Raw genomic sequence first — 16,630 nt, 5'->3', positions numbered from 1 at the left:
AATTATGAGAAAGATTTTATTTTTTGTTTTCCTTTTCCTCGTTTGTTTCTCGCAAGCGCAGGAAAAACAAAAGAAAAAGAACACAAAACAAAAGGAATGGGTAAATCCCGTTAAACTGACCAAGGAAGAGCGATCTCGCCCCTATATGACTGAGGTACTAAAAACTAGAGATAGTCTGAGCCCTCAGGAAGCTGAAAGAAGAAGAAAGAACATTGAAGCTGGAAATCCCTTTAAGAAATATGGCTACTACCCCAAGGTTGCGACGTTAAGCAAGGGAAAATACTTGGAATTTCACGATCAGGATAGCGTGGTTACTATTGGATCGGTGCGATTTAATGTAAAAAAGGGTGAAGTTGTCGATTTTTTAGAAGTGGATCTCGACGATCCAGATGCTCAACCGATCGGAGACACACATGGTCGCTGGATCAGTCCCGATCCCCTAAGTGAGGAATTTAGTAGTTGGAGTCCCTACAACATGTCTTTTAATAATCCACTAAAGTTTATAGATCCTGATGGTAGAGCTCCAGAAGAGGTTAATGGATGTTGCTGGTGGCTTCGGCTAATGCCTTTATTTGAGGAGTCCTCAATTAAACCAACTGTTATTGAAACGCTTACAAAAACAGGAGAAGTAGGAACTAAAGCAGCAGAAAATTCAGCTCGACAGGAACGTTTTAATTTTGGCCGATATGTTGAGAAAAAGGAGCTTGCTGAAATGGGAAAGGATAAAAATACGCAAACTTATGAATTTACAGATCCAAAAACAGGGAAAACAGGGCGTACGATTCCAGATGCAATGACAGATGAAGGTGGAACAATTGAAATAAAGCATGTAGTTAAACAGTCTTTCACGAAACAACTCAGGGGTCAGCAACAAATTTCTAAAGGCAACGGTCAGGAGGCAATATTACATTTAAATAAGTCAGCAGAAATTACTAAGCCTTTAGAAAATTCAGGTATTAAAATACAAAGATATGTTTCACCTCCAAAACCAAAAATAGATAATATGAAAGTTACTCCTGCTCCAGCGCCGAAGCTTATGCCTGTACCAAAACCTAAAGATCCTTGTAACGGTGTTCCTGGTTGTGCGTAGTGTTAAATTTATTATATTTAATGATGACTAATATTGAAATATTGCTTGAAGCTATTAAAGAGCAAGCAGAAAAATTTTTACTTGAAAATGGTGAATTTGCTCCATACGCTACTTATGTTAGAGCAAATGGAAAACTGACTTATATTTCCGCTTACTCAGAATCAACCGATTCAAAAGAAATGTATGATGTTTTATTGGCCGGAGCGTATGAAGATCTTAAAGATGAAGATGTTCGGGCTTATGCTATAGCTATGGATGGTAAGTATCAAGGAAAAGATGTATTAGTAGTAGAGTTTGTCCTATCACCAGAAGACAAATATCAGCAGCTATATCCATACAAAATTGAGAATAAGAAAGTAATATTTGGTGAGAATTTATTCAAAAAATCATGACAGATAATCCATATTTGACTTTTAAAAATGATGAATTTGCGAAATCAGAGATTTTAGCAAAAGAGCTAAATATTTCTGCAAGTGATTTTATTAAAATTCAAAATTGGTTTTACTTATTGCTTTTGAAACATGAGCAAGCAATTCATGATAAGGAGGAGCAGGTAAAAACAGAAAAAGAATTGGAAGCAAAATTCAACGAACTCATTTCATCAGAAATCGAAAGGAAGTGTTATAAATACATTCTTCCTAAGTTATTGCATTACAACAACGTATTCAATGATGCTTTTTTGAGGTCATTATATGTAGTAAGATTAGGTGCTTTACTCAGAGATAATTTGATAGGCAAATTTGTAAAGGACAAGATGATTGTCTATTCACCAGAAGATTTTTTTCATATTACTGTTTATCTTAGAGATAACTATTTCGTTTCGCCCAATAGTAATTTTATAGAAGACATTCTAAAAATAGAACATGTTCGTGGTATTTTTAAACAGGCTACTAACGATGTTAAGTTTTCAACTTTGAAAAATATACTGCACATTATCCATCAAAAAGCCTTTCACCATGATATTATATGTTTTAAAAAGATTTTAAAATTAGTATCAGCAAAAGATGTCGCATTAATTGATTATTTGAAAAAATTTCAAGTGGAAAATCAGCAGGGCTGTTATAAAATCTTGAATGGCATTTTTAATTTAGAAATTGCTGAAGACGATTGGGATGATTTTGACATTAAAGTTCAGCTTATTAATTTCTTTGATACTGGGCGTGGTGCTAATCCATCCGCAGGTTGGAAAAAGAAATTTCAGGAGCTTTCGGGAACTATTGATAGTAAAAAGCTTTTACTAACCGCCAATACAGTTTTGAAAAATGACAATTGCAAAAACTTTGAGTTTGATTATGGGGCGCAATGGGGGGATGATACAGCAAAACGATTTTTGAAATCGGCACAGTGGATAAGAGCTATTTTATGATGAATAATCCTCGATAAATTGATCTGTTTGACCTGCTTTGTATAACCCAAAATACGATGTGTAAAGTTATAAATTAAAAGATGTCTGCTCGACTATAATAATATAACCCTAAAACAACGGTGACATTCACCTGTGAAACATGAATAAAAGTTTTCAGTTAGAGGTAAATCAAGAATATCTCTATTTATTATATAAAGCAAAAAACACAATCTGGTATTTCAACGAGCTAGTTAAAAGTGGTTATTCTGGTTATTCTGCGATCAAATTTCAGAATGAGAATGGAATTTTTGTTTGGTTGGAAAATATTAGGATTGAAGATAGCTATTACTGTGGAGTTTTGTCAGAAAATAATGAGCCGAAAAAAGTCCCTTTAAATACAGCTATAGACTGGATGATTATTGAGGGGCAAAGAATGCTTGGAGGCTACTCTATAAGACATTATTGGAATTCGCTGGGAGAAGAGGAAAAACTCAATTTTGAAATAGAATGTGGATTTCGAATTGACGAGGGTAATGATTTTTTCAGACCAGATCGTTCTACGCCTGAAGGTGCAATTTTAAGTATTGAGGAGTTTTATAGTCTCAAAGATCTTGATGGAATTATTTCCTGTAAAGATTTCAGAAAGGAAGCTGAGAATATTATGATAGAACATTCTGTGGAGATTAATGAGAAGACCCATGAGATGATAACATCAGCCTTGAAAGTATCATTTTTTGAAGAGTTAGAGTTAAATGGGTTTCCAAAATTTGAAGGTTTAGACAGGGTTTTCACCATTGAATATCAAAGAGAAGATCAGCAATTAATAGAGGAGAAGGTTATTTACAGTGACGGTACAGTTACTATAAATAGACTGTGGGTATGGTATTCTGGTAAAGATGGCTGGAAAGTATTGAACCTTGTTGAATGAAATTAATTATGAAATGCAAATAGAGATGAGATTAGAAAATATTATTAAAGCAATCAGACGCAATTCACTAACTACCCTGTTAGGCGATCAGTATATGGACCTGGATTTTGACAAGATTATAATTTTTGCAGAACATTCTGTTAGTACAGATACAGAATATCGGTTTTTTAAGTCAAAAAGAGGAATGGGAGAATTGCTAAAAGAGGATAATATTAGTTATGAACGTCTGTGCTCATTAAAGGAATTAAGCCGACTAATAGATTTGTTCCTTGCGAAGTATGATAAAAAAACCGATGATGTATTGGTGATCGAAATCATTGATCATCTTGATAACAATAAAATTTAATACTCAATATGATTAAGAGTTCCAAATTATGAAATACTTTATTATTACCCTAGTTCTTTCAATAACCAATTTTGCCAAGGCGCAACAAAATAAGTTTTACGATGATGCTTTTCAGACGATAAATAATATGTTGGTTGATAAACAGGCTTATAGTTTTAAAACTGCTGTGCTAAGTGTTGAAGATGCTTATTATCAAGGTAAGCTAGATACCGTCGAAGTAAACCGGAAAATAAAATTCATGGCCAATTTTGCAAAAAAAATTATAGCGAGTAGAGACTTGACCTATGACGGAAATGATAAAGTAGCTGTGAGTAAATATGCCGCTATATTTTCAATTATCTGCCAAGAAACACCGATTGTTATAAATAAGGATACGCTTCATTATAAACCCTTTTCCTATGATTTTAATGACGTATTTGGTCATAAAGAGCTAACAAACCTTTTTGTTTCCAAACTGGTCAATACGCAGAAAGGTAACTGTAATTCTCTACCATACCTATATAAAATACTTGCAGAAGAGATTGGTGCTGATGCGAGTCTGGCGCTGGCTCCAAACCACATCTATATTAAGCATAATATAAAGTCAATAGGTTGGTACAATACGGAACTGACGAGTGGAGTCTTCCCACAGGATGCATGGCTTATGGCGTCGGGATTTATACACTTGGATGCGATACAGAACGGTGTTTATATGAAGGCTTTAACTGATCATGAAAGTCTTGCCCTATGTTTGGTGGATCTTGCCAATGGCTACAAGAGATCTTTTCCCGAAAATGATGGAAACTTCGCCCTGAAATGTGCTGAAAGAGCTTTGCAGGTTTATCCCTATTTAGTGACCGCATTGATTTTAAAAGCTGAAACGCATAAGGAGCAATATCAAAAACTAGTTGCTACTGAACCAAAAGCAAAAGAATTGCTTTCTTTGTTGAACAAAGAATATAAGCATATTCATGAAATAGGTTATCGAAATATGCCTGAAGGAATGTATTTGGAATGGTTGGTTTCTTTAAAAACTGAACGAAAAAAATATGAAGACACTAGGTTGTCCCATTAGTTCGGTTTAGTTTTTAAGTGTACTCAAATAAATTTCCCTTTAACAAAAGATATTATAGTTTTATAGCAGTCCGGAATTATTAAATTATGCCAAAAATTATGAACTTTAAATCATAGTTAGGACATATAAATAATTTAAATTATGACGAATGAATATAGAGATGCTGTAAGAAACCATTATTTGATGCTCAAAGAACAAGGGATAATTTCAAATAATATGCTGTACTTATCTCCAGCGAAGGTTAGAAATGAGTGTATTATGAGCTACATGGAAATTTCGAACCATTACGATATGCGTACACTCAAAAATTTCATGGATAAGTCGATGAAGGACGAGGTTTCGCTTTTGGAAGTTAAAATGATTAATCCGGCAAAATTTAAGCCTTTAATTTACTTTCTGAAAAAGGACAAGAATACTTCTGAACTAGCTATAGAAATGGCTGCCTGGCTTTTGAATTTTACACCACGTCCATATAGCTATTTTGCGTATTTAAAGCATAAGGAAACTGGAAAACCGATCAATCCATATCTGGAACAACATGGTGTATCCGATTCGATGTTATCTGTTCAAGTGAAAGCCCCTGAAACCTTTCATGAGCCAATTTCGCCGCAAAGTCATACACTTGAGATTGTGAGAAATGAATTAATGAATGGGAATGCAGTGGAAGGAGATTCTAACTATGCTGAAACTCCAGTCATGATTGAATATCCTTCTGGCGTTAGGGTCATTGTTAAAAGTTCGGATATTTCTTTTATATCAAAGCTGATCAAAATATAAATCTGATTATTTCAAAGAATTACGGTAAACCGTAAAATCTCTGTGTTTTGTTTATTATTTTTGGGATAATGACGAAAGAAATAACGCTAGGATCGCTCCCAGAGAATAAAAAGTTTATTTTTGGGGGTGTAGAATTTACTAAAAAATTCAATACGGATAGGGAAGACGAGTTCACGATCTGCCACATTGGGGATACCGAATTTGCAGTTTATATTTCAGGCTGTGCCTGGGTTAAATATGAATCTGAATAGCAACAGTTATCTTCAAAACAATCGGGAGTCTCCTAAGGTGATAGCCTCTCGATTGTTTTCCTAAATTCACTCAATTCTTTATAGCTGCCTTTAATTCCTTTATTTCCTGCATCAATTGCAATAGCATTGATTTTACATCTTCGCTTGCAAAGTCGATAATCTCAAGTTCCTGGGGTGAATAGCTTCCAGCATGTTGCCAGATTTCCCATAAGTCAGAAAAAGGAATTTCATAGTTTTCATAGAAGCTTTCATTTGATTTCACAGTGATGGACTTTTTATTTATGCTTTCTATCCGCTTAAATATAAAATCGGTGCGTGTGATAAGGAGATAAACTTTACCTAATTTTATATCACTAATACGCTCTACGTATTCTCCAATAACATACGTGCCATCTTTGTAAGGGGGCATAGAATCGCCTTCTGCGGGAAAAGCCCTATACTTACCATTTCTTAGAAATGGAAGAGACATTGTCTGTAACCCCTCGATGTATTCAGGATCTGCATATCCTTTAAGATAGCCCATTTTAGCTTTGTAAGGAACTATTTCTATCTTGTTTTCCCCTAATGAGTCCGTCTTAATAGGAAGCAGTATTCTGTTATCCGGCAGATTGAGCATTTCTTCCAGTTTATATTTTCTTAGGTCAACAGTCAATAATAGATCTGTACTGATATGATAATAGCGGGAAATAGCTAACAATACATCCAGAGGAGGAGTGTATTTCGCAGTCTCATATTTTGCGTATGAGTCTCTGGAAATCATCAATTTCTCAGCAATTTTTTCCTGTGAGAGATTAGGTGCCTGTTTAAGTCGCAAATACCTTATGTTATCCGCTAGAATAGAGAGTGTTGACATTTTGTGACAATTTATCACAACAAAAGTAATATAAATTGTGATAAATCTTCTCAATTTTGCTAAATAATTTAGTAAAAATGAATCGGTCTATCGTACATATGGATTTAGATACCTTCTTTGTTTCCTGCGAGCGGCTTGTAAACTCACAGCTTAATGGTATCCCATTGATTATTGGTGGAGGAGACCGCGGTGTGGTTTCTTCCTGTAGTTATGAAGCAAGAACTTTCGGCGTTAGATCCGCCATGCCAATGAAAATGGCGCTACGCCTTTGCCCACAGGCTAAAGTAGTGAAGGGCGATATGGAATTGTACAGTAAGATGTCCCATACTGTTACAGAAGTTATTGAAGAAAGCGCACCGGTAATGGAGAAAGCTTCCATCGATGAGTTTTATCTTGACCTTACCGGTATGGATAAATTTTTTGGGGCATATAAATGGACGAATGAGTTAGGTGCCAGAATTGAAAAAGAAACAGGACTTCCGATCAGTTATGCGTTGTCAATAAATAAAACAGTGAGCAAAATTGGTACGGGGGAATCCAAACCTCACGGTCATCGTGAGATACCTTCAGTAGGCGTTCATTCATTTTTAAACCCTTTGTCGATCAAAAAGATGCCTACGGTAGGGAATGCAACTTTTCAACTATTTTCAAGAGTTGGAATAAGGACTATAGGCACGTTATCAGAAATGCCGGTTGAGGTGCTTCAACAGATGATCGGAAAGAATGGTGTTGATCTTTGGAAGAAAGCCAATGGAATTGATGAAACTCCTGTCATAGCATATTCAGAGAGAAAATCAATCTCGAAAGAAAGAACCTTTAATAGCGATACGATGGATGTGTATGAAATTAGAAGTATTATTTCGGGAATGGCTGAACTGTTGGCCCATCAACTTCGCCAAGAAAAGTGGTTGACAGCGACTGTAGTAATTAAGATCAGGTATTCAAACTTTGACACCGAAACCAAACAGAGCCGTGTAAGCTATACATCATCTGATCACACTTTGGCAAGAGTTGCGCTTGAACTTTTCGATAAAGTATATGTGCGAAGGATGCGTCTCCGTTTAGTGGGGTTAAGATTTACTGATCTTGTCCACGGTAGTTATCAGATGAATTTATTTGAGGATAATGCTGAGCTCATCAGCTTGTATCAGGCAATGGACAATATTAAGAATCGTTTCGGAAAAGATGCGGTCGGCAGGGCCGTGGGTTTTAATTTTTCACGCTAATTTCTCAACTATGTATTTGAACTGCCATTCCTATCACAGCTTACGTTATGGAACGTTATCCATTGACGATCTTGTATGCCAGGCAGCCGCAATGGGTATTAAAGAGCTTGTTCTTACTGATATCAATACGATTACGGGCATTTATGAATTTAAGAAAAAATGTGAAGGGAAAGGAATAAAGCCTATTGTTGGTGTTGAGATACGTAAGGGGAGTGAATTGCTCTATATTGTCATTGCAAAAGAGTTTACCGGGATAGGGGAGGTAAATCGGGCTCTAACATCTTATAATTGTGATGGTATCGATCTACCTGAGCGACCTGATTTTGAACACTGTTTTATCATTTATCCACTGAATGCTCACAGACCTGAACAGCTTAATGATAATGAATATATTGGAATTCAGGAGGAAGAGCTAAATATGTTGATCCGCAAAGAATATCAAAGGTTGATTCCCAAAATGGTCATATTACACCCTGTGACTTTCAGCACGAAGAAAGAATTCAATCTGCACCGGATTTTGAGGGCTATTGATAATAATATGTTGCTTTCTAAATTACCAGAAAGCGAAATTTGCTCGAAAACAGCGTATTTAAAATCTCCAAAAGTAATTTTAAATGCCTACCGGAATTATCCGCAAATTATCCAGAATACAACTGTAATTCTTTCGGAGTGCGGTTTTGACTTTGAATTCGAAACACCACGCAATAGAAAATTTTATACAGGTTCTAAGAAAGATGACCTGCGGCTTTTAACACGGTTAGCTTTTACTGGACTGGAAAGACGTTATGGGAAAAGTCACACACAGGCAAAACAGCGGATCGAAAAGGAATTGAAAGTTATTGATGAACTTAATTTCAGTGGATATTTCCTGATCACATGGGATATTATCAGGTATAGTAATAGTGTGGGTTTTATGCATGTTGGTAGGGGCAGCGGTGCAAATAGTATTGTCGCTTACTGTTTGGGTATTACCGATATCTGCCCCTTGGAACTCGATCTCTACTTTGAGCGGTTTTTAAATGAGAACCGAAAAAGCCCACCGGACTTTGATATCGATTGGAGCTGGCAGGATCGGGATACTATATTGGAGTATATCTTCGACCGTTACGGCAAAGATTACGTTGCGTTCTGTGGGACGAATGTTGAGTTTAAGTGCCGATCTATTATCCGGGAGGTAGGGAAGGTGTTTGGTTTACCGAAAGAGGAACTCGATGAATTGTCGAAATATCCTGAAAGAGTATTTCGAGATGAGATAGTACAGCAAGTTCAGAAATATGGAAAACTCTTAGAAAAGTTTCCAAATCAGCGTTCCATGCATTCTTGTGGGATTATTATTTCTGAAGAACCCCTGACAAATTTTACTGCACTGGAAATGCCGCCCAAGGGATTTCCGATCGTGCAATGGGATATGCATGTGGCAGAGGAAATTGGATTTGAGAAATTCGATATCCTATCCCAGCGGGGGCTGGGTACAATCAATGATACAGTTAGGCTTCTGGAAGAGAAAAGAGGAATTAAGGTAAACATCAAAGACACTAACATTTCCAAGGATGAAGGAAAATGCAATGAGTTTTTAAGCCAGGGAAGGACAATAGGTTGTTTTTATATCGAAAGTCCAGCGATGCGCGGGCTGCTGCGAAGGTTAAAATGTGACAACTATAAAGTGCTGGTGGCAGCATCGTCGATTATACGTCCAGGAGTGGCTCAGAGCGGCATGATGCGGGAATATATCTTTCGGCACAACAATCCAGATAAGTTTGAATATTTCCATAAAGTTTTTGAAGAGCAACTCGGAGATACGTACGGCATCATGGTGTATCAAGAAGATGTTATTAAGATTGCGCTGCATTATGGGGGAGTATCCGCAGCGGATGGTGATATTCTCAGAAGGGCAATGAGCGGAAAAGGTAGGTCACTTTCGGCACTGCAAAAAGTAAAAGACGATTTTTTTGCATCTTGCAGACAACAGGGACACCCGCAAGAACTGAGTACAGAGATTTACCGACAGATTGAATCATTTGCAGGCTACTCATTTTGCAAGGCACATTCTGCATCTTACGCTGTAGAAAGTTATCAGAGTTTATATCTGAAAGTATACTATCCGTTGGAATTTATGGTGTCAGTTATCAATAATATGGGTGGTTTTTACCGGACGGAAGTGTATGTTCATGAAGCAAGGATGTCTGGTGGAAAGATTATGAATCCATGTGTAAACAGGAGTGAGCACCAAGCTACGATTTATGGAGATGAGATCTATTTGGGATTTATGCATCTTGAAAAAGTGGAATCAAAACTTGGACAATTGATTCCCGAAGACAGGAGAAGGAATGGACAATACAAATCCATGGAAGACTTTATCAAACGAATACCTATTGGCATAGAAACGTTGCAGATATTGATATTTATTGGTGCTTTTCGATTTTGCGGAGTTCCTAAGAATGAATTATTATTAAAAGCAAGGGTACTGCTTGGAGACTTTAAACCAAAACATCGGTTTGAAACATTGTTTGAAGAGCCTGTGAAGGAATTTAAATTTCCGGAACTGAAAAGAAACATCTTTGAAGATGCTTTTGATGAGATAGAAATTTTAAGTTTTCCAGTGTCCTGTACACCTTTTGATCTATTAAAGACCAAGTACAGGGGGACAGTGATGGCAAATGAGCTTGTTCAATATCATAAGAAGCAAGTTAAAATGCTAGCCTATTTGATTTCTAGAAAACATGTTCCGACGAAAAGGGGAACAATGTATTTTGGAACCTGGGTCGATGTCAATGGAAATTATTTTGATACGGCACATTTCCCGGATTGCCTAGAAAAGTATCCTTTTCAGGGTGGGGGATGCTATTTACTTTTAGGGGTGGTAGAAGTAGACTTTCATTTTCCTACGATTACAATAACTAAAATGGCAAAGATGCCATTTATTCCTGATCCACGATATTCCCACGATGAGGAAAAGAAATATGAAGCGCAACAACGAATGAAAGAAGATGTGAGTATGACTTTTCGAGCTCCATATCCTCGAGAACATGAGATTGGATTGCCAAGAGTGAGTTTTAATAATAAACTATTATGATTCAACAATCTCTGATCAATAGTAATTCAAATTATTTGATATCTTTTATTAAGTTCGGGTTTCCATATAAGTGCAGACAGGCCCAGGCTGCTGGGGTAGGGTATCGTTCATTTACTTTCCTGTTTGCATTATATGTTGCTTGTGATATAGTTTGACCTTCTTCAAATGACTTTAAAAATTCGGGAAGCCAGTATCGTGGAACTGTAACATCAAGTGCCCAACATGGAGCAATAACAGCATCATACCCTTGGGCAATAAAACGCTTAACCAATGAGGTTACGTTGTTTCTAAAAAATTCTGTTTTCATTGAGCCGGAATGACAAACAAAGAAGATTAAAATTCTTCCTTTTCCAATAACCGTATTTAAGTCATAAGTAAGGTGATCTTCCTGAGATACGATCTGAGTCTCAGAAATGTTTTTAGCGCCATGAGAGCATACAATATTGATATCAGCAGACAAAGGTTCGTTTAATTTCATTTCTTGATGAACATTAAAAGAGTATTCTTGTAGCGTATTTTCTATATTTCCAAATAGGTAGCTCAGCGGATAGTCCCCACTATCTATGGGAATCCAAATAGATTTTTTGTAATCAGATGGTAATGGGCTGGTTTGATGTGTTTCTAATAGCCATTCTGTCGAAAGGACATTGGTAACAGGAATATGTTTCGCAATAAAATCTCCATCGCTGTTTAAAAATAAGTTGTGAGGAAATTTTGACAACTCCATGTCTTTTACAATATATAGTGCATTAGCGTTATCATGGACCGACAATTTGCCTATACTCAGCCTCCTGATAATCCTAGCTTCTTCATTCGCATACTCCTCCGGGGATATCTGTCGTACCCCTCGATTCTCTTTTACGGTATCATCAAATTTAAGATCAACAAAATAGTCACTATCGAGCAATTTTTTATATAAATCATATTTCCAGTCTTCATGTAAATGAAAAGAGAATACATCGTTGAATAACTGAAGCTGAGATAACTTTTCTTCTGCGCAGGCCAGCCAGCACATTGCAACCCCGGGATTAAGTGATAATTCTTGTAAAAATTCTTCAGAATTATCGTAAAGCATTTCTATTTCATCAACATTTACTTCCGGCAAAATTAATTGCACGAGTTCTTCGGATTTTTTTTCTTGAAACAAGATACTGTAATCTGATTTTAGAACCATTGATAATAGGAAAGCAGAGGAGTCTTTGTTTTTCGTACTATAGTCAATAAGGCGATTTGAAATCATGATGGCACTTTTGTTATCATAAACAAAATCTGCTGTATTTCTGGTTTCATTTAATTTAACAAGAGATTCCTTTAAATGCTTTTTCAAATCTTCTGTATCAGCTTCGATGATATCCTTGTATTTTTTTACATAATCTGCGGGAACTATCATTTCAAAAGTTGTAAGGAAAAAACCTAATCCATTGGGAGTGAAATCTGCATCTGGATAAATTCTTTTTATGTTGTATAAAGTCACAAGCCATGGCATCGCATCATTAATTCCACCAGCCAAAATGCTTTCTCTTTCTTGACGCAAATAGTCCAATAATTGTGATGGCAATAGAGGATCATCCAACATCAATAAGCAAGTGAAATAGCCGTGATCCAAGGATCTCCTTTCATAAGGTGGAAAGTTGATTTCGACAGGTATTTCCCTATATATTTGGATTGCAAATTGAGGGAGTCTAACGTTTCTAAAAAATTTTAAGGCTTGCCAAATAATTTCCCTTATTAACCTTTCGGAGTAAGGCGGTTTCTTTTTCAGAATACAGGCTAAACAAAGATTAATATAAATTAACGAAGCATGAATGCTCCCTACATTGGAGTACATTCGGAACGAATTGAAGTAGCCTACTTCAGGAATACCATCTTTATATGATGATAATAAAACTTCTTCTGTAAAATCGCGTCCGGGTTGGTAATGCTCTGATGAGCTAAGCCTATCAACTATTAATCCCACAGTATGATAAAATAACTCAGCATTATCTAGCGACAACAATATTTGACGCAAGAAACCTGAAAGAGATATATTGGAGAAAACTAGATCTTCATTCCAATTTAACTGTTTCGCATCATTTTGTAATTTATGGATAACCAAAGTAGCCATCCTTTTTTTATTATCATCGGATAGTGTTGAAATATCGAAATTATTTTCAGACAACCTTTGTTTGTTTTTCTTTTGGAAGGAAGCTTCTAAAATCGGCTCCATCATCTCAAGGGTATGATCATCTGGCTTATAATCCATTACGGAAAGATCAAATGGACGAAAATTCTTCGAAAACAAAAGTTTATCATATAGAGCAAAGAATAGGTCAATCGAATATGGAACTGAATTTTCACTATTATTTTCTAAACTTTGTAAAAAAGCCGGTATATGGTTCCGGTACTCAGAGTAGTCTGTAGCCATACTGGAAATAATCTCCCTATATAAACCTTTCAGTTCATTCTCGTGTCTATTATGATTGTGAAGTCGTTCATCAGTAAGTTTCTGATTGAAGTCATTAACTTTTATTTTATCCATATTGAAATAGGCTTTATTACAGTCAGGAAATCGCAATCAAGATGCTTAGATTTTCCTCGGCTAAGGATACAAATTTAACTGTTTTTATGCACTTTTGTAACCTTCTTCTTCGTAGCAGAGGACAAATTTTATTTTTTTGGAAAGTTGACGATTTCTTTTTTGAAATAATTATTACTTAACTTTACTCTTCTATCAATAGCCTTATTATGACATCCAGACATGAGATCGAAGAAAAGGCACTGCTAACAAGGTTTCAAAGCGGTGATAGGAGAGCAATGGATACGATTTTCCAGCTCTATCACCCGGCATTAATCTTTTTTGCCAATAGACTACTTATAAATTTTGATCAAGGGAATGCACAGGAAGTCGTTCTGGATGTTATGCTTAAAACTTTTGAGCTAAGGGAAACCTTTAAGAGTTATGCGAGCATTAAAGCATTTCTCTATATATCCACAAAGAACAAGTGTTTAGACGTTATTGAAAAAGAGAAAGTTCGATTAAAAAGGCTTGAAAAGCTTACAAACGAATTCGAGGAATTTGAGGAGGAGAATATCCTGAGCAAGATAATCCATACTGAAGTACTTCGTGAACTAAGCGAATCGATAGACCTTCTTCCGGAACAATGTCGGAACATTATGCAAAAACTGATGAGTGGAGCTACACCAAAAGAGATTTCCGAGGAACTTAATATCAGTATCAGCACTGTCAACAGCCAAAAAGCACGTGCCATTTCAATACTAAAAAAGACCCTTTCAAATAAAGGTATGGTACTTCTGCTTTTTTATATTTAATTTGACATTACCTTTTTTCGCACTGTTATAAATGTAATTCTTTGAGTAAATATCTGTATTTTTAGAGTTTTAATCGCTAATTTCTCTTACCTGAGAAGTATGATTTCAAACTATAATAAATGGAAAGAGTAGTTTTTGATACTAATGCATATAGATATCTAATTAAAGATTTAAGTTTTGATGAACTAGATAACTACATAGCTGGGATTCGAGAGAAGGAAAAGAAAAATAACCTGGAAGCATCTATTAGTCCGATTGTCATACAAGAACTTTTGGCTCACGTCGCAAACAGGAATGGGAGCAGTTTATTTCAAAAATCTTTAAATGCAATTAAGGCAATGTATCTGCATTGTTTTGATAATGGATTTTCTAGAATGTTAGCGAGGCCAGAAATGCTTGTCGCCAGATATATATTTGGGCTATCAAGTGAGAAGAAAGTGCAAACGAGCAATGCATACTATGAGATTGTAAATGGGTTGGCTAAATCTCCCACAAATGAAATGTTTGACCGTTTTGCAGATAACCTTAAGAGAAACAAAGAATTTGTTGAATGTGCAGAACGGATATATGCTGAATCATTTTTGAATACACTGAAATATTATGATCCGGCAATGGAAAATTGGGCTGTTTTTGCTGATGATCAAAGCAAGCGGAAGAAACTTTTAAATAATATCCGATCGGATAAGTTTTCGCTTATTTTAGCAAGAGATTATATAGAACCGTTATTTGATTATTATGCTTTAGAACATCCTGGTTTGGTAAAGCCAGATGAAGATCAGTGGATATTGTTCTGTGATAAATTTGTGACCAATTTTCCAGAGTATATTGCGTTATATAAGTCAGTGTATGAAAATATAATAAACAGCAAGTTTAATATGTTTGAAAAGGATAGAAGTAATTTTTGGTGGGATACCCAATTGATGTTAAATGTTGGAGACCATAAGATCCAAAATGATAAATTGTATTTTGTAACCTCTGATAAGGCAATGTTGAAAGTTGGCAGGGAGACAAATGCCAATCTATCTATTTTAACATTTGATGAATATATAGATTATCTTGGTTAACTATTAAATGTTATTGTAAGCATTTTTTGTATTCACAACGGTAGGTGCAAACTGCTGTGCTATTTTTTTATATTTTTTTCATTTTCTTTTGGACAAGCCCTATATGTTTCCCGTTTCTATACTAAATGCGAGACATGAAAGAAGAAGAGTTGTTCGACGGATTTGAGATCACGGAATTACTTCATAAGTATATTAAAGGACAAAAACTTCCCTATTGGGATAGGGAGTTCCTTGAAGACTGGATAGAAGAAAGTGAATCCAATCGGGCAGTTTTCCAACAGCTGTTGGATCAACACCGTTTGGCTAGTGATCTTGTCGAACTGAAAGAATCAGGTACTACAACCAACGATGAACTTGCAAGATTCAATAAAATACTTGACAAGCCAAAGCCAGCGAGCATCTGGTTCAGACTGGTGACAGCAGCAGCGGTGCTTTTCACAATTTCCATTTCAGTATGGCTTTATAAATTTTATCAGTCAGACAAGATTTTATCGACAGAAGTCGCAACAACTACCATATCGGGAGATATTCTTCCGGGGAGTGATAAAGCAACGCTAACATTTGAAGATGGGAAAGTTCTTTCGCTCGCAGGGGATAAGAAAGCTATAAAAGTAGATGAGCAGGGCACTTCCTATATGGATGGCACCAGCATTTCAGTAAGTAAGGTACAGTTTGCGACACTCATTACGCCACGTAAGGGACAGTATAAGATAACGCTTCCCGATGGCACTAAAGTCTGGCTAAATGCCGAGTCTTCTTTACGTTATCCTACAAAGTTCACTGATAAAGACAGGTATGTTGAATTGCAAGGGGAAGGCTTTTTCGATGTGGCACATGATAAATCAAAGCCTTTTATTGTTGCTTCTAATGGGCAGCAGGTGAAGGTACTTGGAACTCAGTTTAATATCAACAGTTATTCCAATGAACCTGCTGTCAGAACAACGTTAGTCAGCGGACGAGTTGAATTGTTAAGTACCCGTGACAAGGCAACTGTGATACTTGCTCCCGGCCAGCAAGCTAAGCTCGTTAATGACGGTTTTGCCATCAATTCCGTAGATACCGAACCTTTTATAGCATGGACTTCAAATGAGTTTCAGTTTAAAGGAGCCGCTTTGCAGGAAGTCCTGAGACAAATTGAACGGTGGTATGATGTTGATGTTGATTACAACAATATTCCAAATATCAAGGTTAACGGAACCATTTCAAGAGATAAGAAACTCTCCAGTGTGTTATATGCACTTGAAAAAATTACAGATTTACAGATCAACCTAACGAAAGGAAGGAGGATTGAAATTCAGAAATAAGAATTTATAG

15 protein-coding genes are annotated in these 16,630 nt (G+C 36.2%); 13 read left to right on the top strand and 2 right to left on the bottom strand.

From position 1 onward, the window contains the following. The first annotated feature begins 4 nt into the window (after nt 1-4). From EG359_RS05895 to EG359_RS05860, 8 genes are all read left to right on the top strand, one after another. Complete coding sequence (locus EG359_RS05895; RefSeq protein ID WP_076351042.1) at nt 5-1,090, top strand: putative toxin; 1,086 nt, start codon at nt 5-7, stop codon at nt 1,088-1,090. Between the two features lie 20 nt (nt 1,091-1,110). Next, nucleotides 1,111-1,482: a hypothetical protein gene (locus tag EG359_RS05890; protein ID WP_228434861.1), complete on the top strand. Its 372-nt coding sequence runs from the start codon at nt 1,111-1,113 to the stop codon at nt 1,480-1,482. Continuing rightward, on the top strand, nt 1,479-2,456 hold the full coding sequence (locus EG359_RS05885; protein WP_076351046.1) for a hypothetical protein: 978 nt from the start codon (nt 1,479-1,481) through the stop codon (nt 2,454-2,456). Before EG359_RS05890 ends, EG359_RS05885 begins: the two co-directional genes overlap by 4 nt. A gap of 139 nt (nt 2,457-2,595) precedes the next feature. Then, nucleotides 2,596-3,363, top strand: coding sequence for a DUF2314 domain-containing protein (locus EG359_RS05880; protein ID WP_076351048.1), 768 nt, complete (start codon nt 2,596-2,598; stop codon nt 3,361-3,363). 25 nt (nt 3,364-3,388) lie between these two features. Further along, nucleotides 3,389-3,709, top strand: a complete 321-nt coding sequence (locus tag EG359_RS05875) for a hypothetical protein (RefSeq protein WP_123867282.1) — start codon at nt 3,389-3,391, stop codon at nt 3,707-3,709. 28 nt (nt 3,710-3,737) lie between these two features. Continuing rightward, the gene (locus EG359_RS05870; protein ID WP_076351052.1) at nt 3,738-4,763 is read left to right on the top strand and encodes a hypothetical protein; all 1,026 of its coding nucleotides are present in this window, start codon (nt 3,738-3,740) and stop codon (nt 4,761-4,763) included. Between the two features lie 291 nt (nt 4,764-5,054). Next, nucleotides 5,055-5,540 carry a hypothetical protein gene (locus EG359_RS05865; protein ID WP_123867281.1) on the top strand — a complete coding sequence of 162 codons (486 nt, stop codon included), beginning with the start codon at nt 5,055-5,057 and terminating at the stop codon, nt 5,538-5,540. 68 nt (nt 5,541-5,608) lie between these two features. Continuing rightward, nucleotides 5,609-5,791 carry a hypothetical protein gene (locus EG359_RS05860; protein WP_076351056.1) on the top strand — a complete coding sequence of 61 codons (183 nt, stop codon included), beginning with the start codon at nt 5,609-5,611 and terminating at the stop codon, nt 5,789-5,791. 70 nt (nt 5,792-5,861) lie between these two features. Here EG359_RS05860 and EG359_RS05855 read toward each other — a convergent pair whose 3' ends face one another. Then, nucleotides 5,862-6,644 carry an XRE family transcriptional regulator gene (locus tag EG359_RS05855; RefSeq protein ID WP_076351058.1) on the bottom strand — a complete coding sequence of 261 codons (783 nt, stop codon included), beginning with the start codon at nt 6,642-6,644 and terminating at the stop codon, nt 5,862-5,864. Between the two features lie 77 nt (nt 6,645-6,721). On the opposite strand from EG359_RS05855, the gene dinB reads away from it, so the two are divergent. Then, nucleotides 6,722-7,870 carry a DNA polymerase IV gene (gene dinB, locus EG359_RS05850; protein WP_076351060.1) on the top strand — a complete coding sequence of 383 codons (1,149 nt, stop codon included), beginning with the start codon at nt 6,722-6,724 and terminating at the stop codon, nt 7,868-7,870. Between the two features lie 10 nt (nt 7,871-7,880). Beyond that, the gene (locus tag EG359_RS05845; RefSeq protein ID WP_076351062.1) at nt 7,881-10,943 is read left to right on the top strand and encodes a DNA polymerase III subunit alpha; all 3,063 of its coding nucleotides are present in this window, start codon (nt 7,881-7,883) and stop codon (nt 10,941-10,943) included. A gap of 31 nt (nt 10,944-10,974) precedes the next feature. Here EG359_RS05845 and EG359_RS05840 read toward each other — a convergent pair whose 3' ends face one another. Continuing rightward, nucleotides 10,975-13,461, bottom strand: a complete 2,487-nt coding sequence (locus EG359_RS05840; RefSeq protein WP_123867280.1) for a hypothetical protein — start codon at nt 13,459-13,461, stop codon at nt 10,975-10,977. Nucleotides 13,462-13,667: 206 nt separating this feature from the next. Here EG359_RS05840 and EG359_RS05835 point away from each other — a divergent pair, with 206 nt between their 5' ends. The 3 genes from EG359_RS05835 to EG359_RS05825 all read left to right on the top strand — a co-directional run bounded on the left by EG359_RS05835 (nt 13,668) and on the right by EG359_RS05825 (nt 16,620). Then, nucleotides 13,668-14,252 carry an RNA polymerase sigma factor gene (locus EG359_RS05835; RefSeq protein WP_076351066.1) on the top strand — a complete coding sequence of 195 codons (585 nt, stop codon included), beginning with the start codon at nt 13,668-13,670 and terminating at the stop codon, nt 14,250-14,252. 119 nt (nt 14,253-14,371) lie between these two features. After that, complete coding sequence (locus EG359_RS05830) at nt 14,372-15,316, top strand: hypothetical protein (protein WP_076351068.1); 945 nt, start codon at nt 14,372-14,374, stop codon at nt 15,314-15,316. Nucleotides 15,317-15,441: 125 nt separating this feature from the next. Next, a complete protein-coding gene (locus EG359_RS05825) occupies nt 15,442-16,620 on the top strand; it encodes a FecR family protein (RefSeq protein WP_076351070.1) in 1,179 nt (392 codons plus the stop codon). Nucleotides 16,621-16,630 lie beyond the last annotated feature (10 nt).

The organism is Chryseobacterium joostei, from assembly GCF_003815775.1.
In the GTDB taxonomy this organism is placed as follows: Bacteria; Bacteroidota; Bacteroidia; order Flavobacteriales; family Weeksellaceae; genus Chryseobacterium; species Chryseobacterium joostei.
Note: the sequence above shows the minus strand (reverse complement) of the source record. Positions and strands in the feature narration are given on the sequence as shown.

What these genes read in the sequence shown, in the direction of transcription:
- EG359_RS05895 (WP_076351042.1), top strand. Translation starts at nt 5, where the DNA reads ATGAGAAAGATTTTATTTTTTGTTTTCCTTTTCCTCGTTTGTTTCTCG.
- EG359_RS05890 (WP_228434861.1), top strand. Translation starts at nt 1,111, where the DNA reads ATGATGACTAATATTGAAATATTGCTTGAAGCTATTAAAGAGCAAGCA.
- EG359_RS05885 (WP_076351046.1), top strand. Translation starts at nt 1,479, where the DNA reads ATGACAGATAATCCATATTTGACTTTTAAAAATGATGAATTTGCGAAA.
- EG359_RS05880 (WP_076351048.1), top strand. Translation starts at nt 2,596, where the DNA reads ATGAATAAAAGTTTTCAGTTAGAGGTAAATCAAGAATATCTCTATTTA.
- EG359_RS05875 (WP_123867282.1), top strand. Translation starts at nt 3,389, where the DNA reads ATGAGATTAGAAAATATTATTAAAGCAATCAGACGCAATTCACTAACT.
- EG359_RS05870 (WP_076351052.1), top strand. Translation starts at nt 3,738, where the DNA reads ATGAAATACTTTATTATTACCCTAGTTCTTTCAATAACCAATTTTGCC.
- EG359_RS05865 (WP_123867281.1), top strand. Translation starts at nt 5,055, where the DNA reads ATGCGTACACTCAAAAATTTCATGGATAAGTCGATGAAGGACGAGGTT.
- EG359_RS05860 (WP_076351056.1), top strand. Translation starts at nt 5,609, where the DNA reads ATGACGAAAGAAATAACGCTAGGATCGCTCCCAGAGAATAAAAAGTTT.
- EG359_RS05855 (WP_076351058.1), bottom strand. Translation starts at nt 6,644, where the DNA reads ATGTCAACACTCTCTATTCTAGCGGATAACATAAGGTATTTGCGACTT.
- dinB (WP_076351060.1), top strand. Translation starts at nt 6,722, where the DNA reads ATGAATCGGTCTATCGTACATATGGATTTAGATACCTTCTTTGTTTCC.
- EG359_RS05845 (WP_076351062.1), top strand. Translation starts at nt 7,881, where the DNA reads ATGTATTTGAACTGCCATTCCTATCACAGCTTACGTTATGGAACGTTA.
- EG359_RS05840 (WP_123867280.1), bottom strand. Translation starts at nt 13,461, where the DNA reads ATGGATAAAATAAAAGTTAATGACTTCAATCAGAAACTTACTGATGAA.
- EG359_RS05835 (WP_076351066.1), top strand. Translation starts at nt 13,668, where the DNA reads ATGACATCCAGACATGAGATCGAAGAAAAGGCACTGCTAACAAGGTTT.
- EG359_RS05830 (WP_076351068.1), top strand. Translation starts at nt 14,372, where the DNA reads ATGGAAAGAGTAGTTTTTGATACTAATGCATATAGATATCTAATTAAA.
- EG359_RS05825 (WP_076351070.1), top strand. Translation starts at nt 15,442, where the DNA reads ATGCGAGACATGAAAGAAGAAGAGTTGTTCGACGGATTTGAGATCACG.